Raw genomic sequence first — 2,211 nt, forward strand, 5'->3', positions numbered from 1 at the left:
GTGGCACAGGCCGTCGTGCTCCCCTGGCGATCGGCCACGGGCGACACCCACCTGATCGCCTACACCGTCCCCGCCGACGACCACCGCAACGGCGACGGCGAGCACCGCAACGGCGACGGCGAGCACCGCAACGGTGACGGCGACCACCACAACGCCGACCGCGACCACCACAACGCCGACCGCGAGCACCGCAACGGCGATGGCGGGCACCGCAACGGTGACGGCCGTGCCTCGGCGGGTGATGGCCGTCCCGGCCGGGACGGCGGCTGCGACCCGCGCGCGGTGCGCGACTTCGTACGCGGACGCCTGCCCGACTTCATGGTGCCCTCGGCGGTGGTGGTCCTCGACCGGCTGCCGTTGACGCTCAACGGGAAGCTCGACCGGGCGGCGTTGCCGGCGCCGGTGTGGGAGAGCGGCGGCGGACGCGGCCCGCGCACCCCGCAGGAAGAGATCTTGTGCGGGCTGTTCGCCGACGTGCTCGGCCTGGAGCGGGTCGGCGTCGAGGACGACTTCTTCGACCTGGGCGGGCACTCGCTGCTGGCCACCAAGCTCATCAGCCGCATCCGCACCCGCCTCGGCGCCGAACTCCCCGTCCGCACCCTCTTCGAGACGCCCACCGTCGCGGGGCTGGTGGACCGCCTCGACACCTCGGCCCGGGTGAGACCCGCCCTGGTCCGCAGGTCCCGACAGGAAGGAGCGGCGCGGCCGTGATCCCTCTCTCCTTCGCCCAGCGGCGACTGTGGTTCCTGCACGGCCTCGAAGGCCCCGCCTACAACATGCCCTGGACCCTGCGCTTCCGCGGCGACCTCGATGTGGACGCGCTGCGTGCGGCGCTGGGCGACGTCGTCGCCCGGCACGAGGCGCTGCGCACGGTGTTCCCCGAGCGTGACGGCGAGCCGTACCAGATGGTCCTCTCCCCGGACGAGGCGAAGCCCGAGCTGGAGGTGCTGCACCCCGGGGAGGAGCTGCCCCAGGCGCTGGACCTCGCCGCGCGGTACCGGTTCGACCTCGGCGGCGAGCCGCTGGTGCGGGCCCACCTGTTCGTGCTCGGCCCGCGCGACCACGTGCTCATGCTGCTGATGCACCACATCGTCTGCGACGGGTGGTCGTTCGCGCCGCTGTCCCGCGACCTGATGGCCGCCTACGAGGCGCACAGCCTCGGGGACCGGCCGAGCTTCCCCGAACTGCCGGTGCAGTACGTGGACTACACGCTCTGGCAGCGGGACCTGCTGGGCGACGCCGGCGACCCGGAGAGCCTGCTCTCCCGGCAGACCGCCTACTGGCGCGACCGGCTCGCCGGGCTGCCCGAGCACATCCCCCTGCCCGCCGACCGTCCCCGTCCCGCCGTGGCGTCCTACGACGGGGAGCTCGTCACCAGCCGGTGGGACGGCGAGCTGCACGAGGGGCTGACGCGGCTGGCCCGGGAGACCGGCACCAGCCTGTTCATGGTCCTTCAGGCGGGGCTGGCCGCGCTGCTCACCCGCATGGGGTCGGGAACCGACGTGCCGGTCGGCGTGCCCATCGCCGGCCGCACCGACGAGGCCTTGGACGACCTGGTCGGCTTCTTCGTCAACACGCTGGTGCTGCGCACCGACACCTCCGGCGAGCCCACCTTCGCCGAACTACTGGCACGCGTGCGCGAGACCGCGCTGGAGGCCTACGCCAACCAGGACGTGCCGTTCGAGCACCTGGTGGAGGTGCTCAACCCGGCCAGGTCCGCCGCCTACCACCCGCTGTTCCAGGTGCTGCTCGTCGTCCAGAACTCCCCCGACGACTCCCTGCGCCTGAAGGACCTCGAACTCTCGCCGATCGTGGTGCCGACCGGCACCGCCCGCTTCGACCTGATGTTCAGCATCACCCACAGCTCCGACCCCGCCGTGCCCGGCCTGACCGTCGGCGTCGAGTTCAGCACGGATCTGTTCGATCGGTCGTCGGTGGTGGTGCTGGTGGAGCGGTTGCGCCGGTTGCTTGCCGGAGCGGTCGCCGATCCGGGGCGCCGGCTGGGGTTGTTGCCGGTGCTGGATCCGGCCGAGCGGGAGTTGCTGCTGGGGGAGTGGATCTCCACCGGTGAGGGCGCGGCTTCGGCTTCGCCTGGGGGTTCGGGTGTGACGGTGGCGGGGTTGTTGTGTGAGGCGTTGTCGGTGGGTGGTGATGGGCCGGCGGTGGTGGGTGTGGGTGGGGAGTTGTCGTTCGCTGAGTTGGGGGCGGCGG

Annotated in this window: 2 protein-coding genes; both read left to right on the forward strand. The window is 72.5% G+C overall.

From position 1 onward, the window contains the following. Nucleotides 1–711, forward strand: a 711-nt coding sequence (locus PYR91_RS36200; RefSeq protein WP_279787514.1) for a phosphopantetheine-binding protein, incomplete at its 5' end; no start/stop codon positions are given. Beyond that, nucleotides 708–2,211: condensation domain-containing protein (locus PYR91_RS36205; protein ID WP_279787516.1), on the forward strand; the 1,504-nt coding region annotated here is incomplete at its 3' end. The genes PYR91_RS36200 and PYR91_RS36205, both read left to right, overlap by 4 nt.

The sequence above is a fragment of the Sphaerisporangium sp. TRM90804 genome, from assembly GCF_029846175.1.
Lineage (GTDB): Bacteria > Actinomycetota > Actinomycetes > Streptosporangiales > Streptosporangiaceae > Sphaerisporangium.